The 6,021-nt window shown below is 29.9% G+C and carries 3 protein-coding genes, 4 tRNA genes and 2 rRNA genes; 8 read left to right on the top strand and 1 reads right to left on the bottom strand.

Translation table 11 applies throughout. The annotated features are described in order from the left end of the window. From T483_RS0111160 to T483_RS0111135, 6 genes are all read left to right on the top strand, one after another. Positions 1-317, top strand: a 23S ribosomal RNA gene (locus T483_RS0111160); the annotation flags it as partial. A gap of 201 nt (positions 318-518) precedes the next feature. Next, positions 519-635, top strand: a 5S ribosomal RNA gene (rrf, locus tag T483_RS0111155). A gap of 5 nt (positions 636-640) precedes the next feature. Continuing rightward, positions 641-716, top strand: a tRNA-Phe gene (locus tag T483_RS0111150). A 6-nt stretch (positions 717-722) separates the two neighbouring features. Next, a tRNA-Asp gene (locus T483_RS0111145) sits at positions 723-799 on the top strand. 15 nt (positions 800-814) lie between these two features. Then, positions 815-889: transfer RNA gene (locus T483_RS0111140), tRNA-Thr, on the top strand. Between the two features lie 29 nt (positions 890-918). Next, a tRNA-Glu gene (locus tag T483_RS0111135) sits at positions 919-993 on the top strand. Positions 994-1,395: 402 nt separating this feature from the next. Here the strand turns inward: T483_RS0111135 and T483_RS0111130 are convergent. After that, positions 1,396-2,568: a sensor domain-containing diguanylate cyclase gene (locus tag T483_RS0111130; protein ID WP_196244867.1), complete on the bottom strand. Its 1,173-nt coding sequence runs from the start codon at positions 2,566-2,568 to the stop codon at positions 1,396-1,398. A gap of 426 nt (positions 2,569-2,994) precedes the next feature. On the opposite strand from T483_RS0111130, the gene T483_RS0111125 reads away from it, so the two are divergent. Beyond that, the gene (locus T483_RS0111125) at positions 2,995-3,438 is read left to right on the top strand and encodes a PaaI family thioesterase (RefSeq protein ID WP_026886917.1); all 444 of its coding nucleotides are present in this window, start codon (positions 2,995-2,997) and stop codon (positions 3,436-3,438) included. 696 nt (positions 3,439-4,134) lie between these two features. Beyond that, positions 4,135-6,018, top strand: a complete 1,884-nt coding sequence (locus T483_RS0111120; protein ID WP_026886916.1) for a cache domain-containing sensor histidine kinase — start codon at positions 4,135-4,137, stop codon at positions 6,016-6,018. Positions 6,019-6,021 lie beyond the last annotated feature (3 nt).

Genomic DNA, 6,021 nt, shown 5'->3' with positions numbered 1-6,021 from the left:
GTTCAGAACGTCGTGAGACAGTTCGGTCCCTATCCGTCGCGGGCGTAGGAAATTTGAGAGGAGCTGTCCTTAGTACGAGAGGACCGGGATGGACTGACCTATGGTGTACCAGTTGTTTCGCCAGAAGCATAGCTGGGTAGCTAAGTCGGGAAGGGATAAACGCTGAAAGCATCTAAGTGTGAAGCCCACCTCAAGATGAGATTTCCCATAGCATAAGCTAGTAAGACCCCTTGAAGACTACAAGGTTGATAGGTCAGAGGTGTAAGTATGGTAACATATTTAGCTGACTGATACTAATAGGTCGAGGGCTTGACCAATATAGTCAAGTTGTAAATACATTAAAGAAACTGTGCGCAATTTTGAAAGAATAAAATCTTTCAAAGATATAATTACAGTAATAGATTCATGTAAATATAGTATAAGCGTAAACTAAGGGTCTTTTTTCAAAGGAAACTCGACTCACATTCGTTCGCTGAGTGCTAATTTACACGAAATCGAAGATTTCTGTAAATTATGCATCTCGTGATGATGGCATAGAGGTAACACTCCTTTCCATTCCGAACAGGAAAGTTAAGGTCTATAGCGCCGAGGGTACTGCATGGAAGACTGTGTGGCAGAGTAGGACGTTGCGAGGTAAGATGGCTCGATAGCTCAGTCGGTAGAGCAGAGGACTGAAAATCCTCGTGTCACTGGTTCGATTCCAGTTCGAGCCACCATAATAAGGCTCAGTAGCTCAGTTGGTTAGAGTGCCGGCCTGTCACGCCGGAGGTCGAGGGTTCGAGCCCCTTCTGAGTCGCCAATTTAATTTAAATATGCTGGCATGGCTCAACGGTAGAGCAGCTGACTTGTAATCAGCAGGTTGTAGGTTCGATTCCTATTGCCAGCTCCATTTTAAATAAACACAATAAAACTTAATATGGCTCCTTGGTCAAGCGGTTAAGACACCACCCTTTCACGGTGGTAACAGGGGTTCGATTCCCCTAGGAGTCACCAAGTTGAAAAATAAGTTCTAGTTTAAACTAGGGCTTATTTTTTATTCTCTAGGAAATTATATCGCTTGACAATTTGTGAATGAATTATGAAACTGGCTGACTCAGAAAGCTACGTTTTGATAGAGAATAAAAGAGAGAGTGTGAGAATTATTAAATTCTATATTATTTTTAGAAAAAAAAAATTTAGAAACTTATCAATGGAATGCTGATTGGTAAATTCATTTTGATGCAGGGTTGGAATGGTAGGGTTCACATTATTGGTCAATATATGATTTAAAATATATTCATTAATAATTAGGATTAATCAGCTTATTAATAGAGATGTTTATTAGCTTTTTCAAACAACTAAAAACTAAAAATAAAAAAATCCTCGATAGTAATTTCAAGGATTTTTTTGTTTCACTCAACATTCAATTTCAAGTTTTTTGCTGTATATGGTAAATTGATTTTTTCCATTTTCTTTAGAACTATATAATGCTATATCTGACTTATGAATTAAAGATTCTAGAGTATCACCATGTTTTGGATAAAAGGCAACACCGATGCTCGCAGATACGGCTATTTCAGTATTCTTGCCAATGTATGTAGCATTGAGATTATCGCATAAAATGCTAATTTTATCCTTTATAAATGATATAGAATGACTTGGTTTAAAGACACAAAATTCATCCCCACCAAATCGTGAAATGATAACATCTGTACCGTTAAAGACGTCACAAATTTTATTTGCAGTATCCTTTAGAACTTCATCACCAACCATATGCCCCAAATTATCATTTATAGCTTTAAAATTATCCAGGTCTATAAAAATTAACATGCAGTTATCATTTTTGTTATCTATAATATAACTTTTAACTTTTTCATAAAATGTTGATTTGTTATATACTTGTGTAAGCTGATCATACTCGGATCTTAGCTTTAGCAAAGAATGTTCTTTAACAATATGATCAATATCAGTAATTTTACCTATTACTCTGACAATCTTGTTATCTCTTTGTATATAATTTAGTTTTAGCTCACACCAAAGATAATCCCCATTGCTTTTCATTAGTCGTATTTGTTTTATAATAGACTGCTTGTTTAAGGCTTTCATGTCATCGGTAATTTTATTAATCAATATCTTATCATCAGGATGTATTTTTAACTCATTCAAAAAACTTTTATTATAATCTTGAATATTTAATGTCCATCCAAAGGTTTCTTCAAACTTAGAAGAACTTAAGATTTTTTTCTCAGTTATATCAAAATCAAAGATAATATCATTTAACTGTTCAACGACTATAGAATACCTTTCGCGTTCTAAATCTAAGTCTCTTAAATATTTTGTTTGTTCTCTTGCTTTTACAACAAGACAGTAAAAGGCATCCAATAATGATATACCAATAATACCTAAAATAATGAATATGAAAGTTTTGTAATTATTATAAATATAACTAGTAAAATTTATAAAAGTGTATAAAGGAGCATCTTCACTTATGCTATTTTTAACTGCAGCAAGAACCTTAGTATTGAAAGTGAAATTAATCAATATTATTAAACTAAATACAAGAAATAGTTTATTTTCCCCTTTCTTCAAATCGTTCACCTCTTAATTCTTAATTGAATATTGTTATCAATTAGTTTACTAATTCATTTTATATAATATTTCTATAAAAATCAATAAAAATCCAAATTATATTTAACTTGGTTTTTTGTGTAAACATATGATCTTCATCAATTATAATACATATATTGCAATTAAGTTCCTAATTTATGATTATAATTAACTGCATGGTTCAACAGCATTTTGAGTGTAAACTCATTATTGCAATCAATATGGGCGCTAAATAATATAAATCATTCTCCTATCTTTAATTTGTTTGCTATAATAATCCTATAAATAATAAAAGATTGAGTGAAAATAATATATATTTGTGTAAAAATAAGAGAAAACTAGTAATTGCCTTAAAGGGTAGTAAGAAAGATATTTTAGGCAATGCGTAGAAGAGAAGGAGGAGTTATTATGTCAGAAGAACATCTTGTATGGTTAAAAGGCTATTTAGAGGAAAATTATCATAAACCTATACTTGAAAATTTTCTTGATCCTCAAATTGTTGAAGTTACAGAGGGAAAAGTTATATATGAAATGAAAATAATTGATAGACATTGTAATATATATGGATATATACACGGAGGGACTTTGGCTTCAATTGCAGATGTGGTGATGGGAGTTTCGTGTACAACTTTAGGAAAACGTATAGTAACGACAGATTTAAGTATTAGTTATATAAAAAATGTTAATGCAGGAAGCACAGTTTCGGCAGTAGGTGAGGTTATCAGTGATGGTGAAAATATAATGAGGTGTGTATGTAAAATATTTGATGAGCATGAAAAGCTCCTTGTACAGGCTCAGGCTTCATATTTTGTTATTGGAAGTTTTGATAATATAAACCCCACCAAAAGTTAAATGATTATCTTTAATAAGCTAAATAAGAATGCTAGTTACGAAATTTTTGTTAAGTAACTAGCAGTTTTGCTTTTGTTCTTTTTTAAATACCACCTATTTCTACAGAAGTATTTATATCTGATAAATTAGGGGAAGCATTAATGAATTAAGCTTTCCATAACTTATATATAGCTAAAAAATATAAATTTGAAAGAAGTAAGAAAGTTAAACTGATTTCAATAAACATTTTTTAGAATTAAAAAAGAAAAAAAGTAAGAAATTAAAAAAGTTAAGAATATAAAAAGTTACATTGTTACCTTTTTATATTCTTAACTTTTTGTGAGAGGAATTTTAAGTTGTACGGTTGCTTGATAGTAAAATAATGGAATATAATATATGTATTAAGTTAAAATAATAAGGCACAATCAAATAAATAAAAAGCTCATTTGCAGCCTATTTTCCATCAGATGAAGCTCGACTCGAATTCGCTCGCTGAGTAAGCGAATTCACACAAAAGCATAGATTGCACTGTGTGAAAGTTCAAAGAACGAAGTATAAAATTTCGATTCTCACTTTTGGTTCACTGCTTATCGCCAAATTACTCTAATAGCCCCGCTATGAGAGTAATTGGTCGCCTTGCCTGGCGAAAAGTATTCATGGCAACTTTGGACTTGTTATTTATTTTCATGTGCCTAAAGAGTGGTGAAATTATAAATAATGAAATTTTTTAACAATATTACGAATACAATTAGATATTTTTTGAATTGGAAACGTTATAGTATAAAAGCAAAATTGTTAAGCATATTTATAATTATTTCAATTATACCAATGGTTCTTAGTCAAGTGTTTTTATATAAGCTGTCACAGCATTACTTGGAAAAGAAGATAACAAATCTTACGGATAGGAATTTATTTTACATAAAAACTAATATAGAAACTGATATGAATTATTATAAGGATATTTTATATAGGATTGCAGCAGATAATGATTGTTTGGAATTAGAGAAAATGTTTAATGATGGAAATGAGTTTGAAAAGGCATCTTCTATCAATAAAATCAGAGATGCTTTTGGATCTTATTCTTATTCAAGAAATCAAATTAGAGCTATAACCTTTGTTGGGAACAATGGAAGAAATGTATATTATGATAAAGGTAATCAAGGAATTAATAATAGAATATGGGAAGAATACAGCAATTCTGATAAAACTAAAATTTATTCTGAAATCTTAAATAGTAATACTCCTGTAATATTACCTACAACTTGTAATAGCTTTATTCATGGAAAATCTGAGTATATGTTTCATATGGGACTAAAAGTTAGAGATATCAGAACTAAAAACGAAATTGGCATAATTATTATGAGTTTTGATGAACAAATTCTATTTGATGTTTGCAATGTGCAGATGGATAAAGAAGAATTTGAAGAAGACAAGCTTAATATGTGTTCTGTAATAATTGATAATCATGGGAGAGTTATATCATTTCAAGATAAGAAGTACATTGGAACCTATGTAAAAGATTATTCTAGCAACGAGATTAATGATACGGATAACATGGAAACCCTAAATCAATTAATATATTCAATACCGAGTTTTAAGAATAGAAATATATCTGTTAGCAGTATTCCTATAGATAGTGTTGGCTGGAAGGTAATTAATGTTGTTGATAAGGATAATTTATTTTATGAGGTCAAGCTATTAAGAAATTTAACCTTTGTGTTTTTAGGACTGATACTTATAATCTTAACCTTAGTTATTATAATATTTTCAAATAAATTATATGAGTCAGTTAAAATTATTGTCAGTGGAATGAAGGAAGCTAAAAAGGGAAACTTTAATGTAAAAATAAAGCTAAGCACAGAAGATGAAATGTCATTTATAGGAGATGAGTTTAATGAAATGTTGTCTACAATAAATATTTTGATAAGTGATATAAAAGATCAAAGTAATTTTATTGTTGAATTATCAAACAAAAGAAGAGAAGCTGAAATAAAGGCAATTGTTGCTCAAATTAATCCTCACTTTTTGTATAATACTTTAGATTGCATAAACTGGATGGCGATTAAAAATGAGAATTATGAAGTTAGTGATACTATTGGAAATTTTGCGCAAATACTAAGATATAGCATAGGAGATATTAATAAGGAAGTGACTATTTATGATGAAGTTGAATGGTTGAAAAAATATGTATACTTGCAGCAACTTAGATTTAATAATAGTTTCGAATTGGATTTAGATGTAGATGAAAATGTCCTAGGGGCTAGAATCCATAAGTTAATATTACAGCCTTTAATTGAAAATTCAATTATCCATGGATTTAAAGGATATGATAGTGAAAGAATATTGAAAGTTAGTATAAATAGATTTAAAAATAATTATATGAAGATCATGGTAAAAGATAATGGATTGGGAATTGAGGATAGAAAGATTCAAGAGATAATTAATAATATAAAATCAGGAAAAGATGAAGATGAAAATATAGGTATAAAAAATGTATATGACAGGATAAAAATTTATTATGGTGAAGATGCTAAATTTAAAATTGAAAGTGCTAAAGGGCAAGGAACTACAATAACTTTGATTATTTCATTAATATTTTAGGGA

Origin of the sequence: Clostridium beijerinckii HUN142, from assembly GCF_000621745.1 — a bacterium.
Classification (GTDB): Bacteria; Bacillota; Clostridia; order Clostridiales; family Clostridiaceae; genus Clostridium; species Clostridium beijerinckii_A.
Note: the sequence above shows the minus strand (reverse complement) of the source record. Positions and strands in the feature narration are given on the sequence as shown.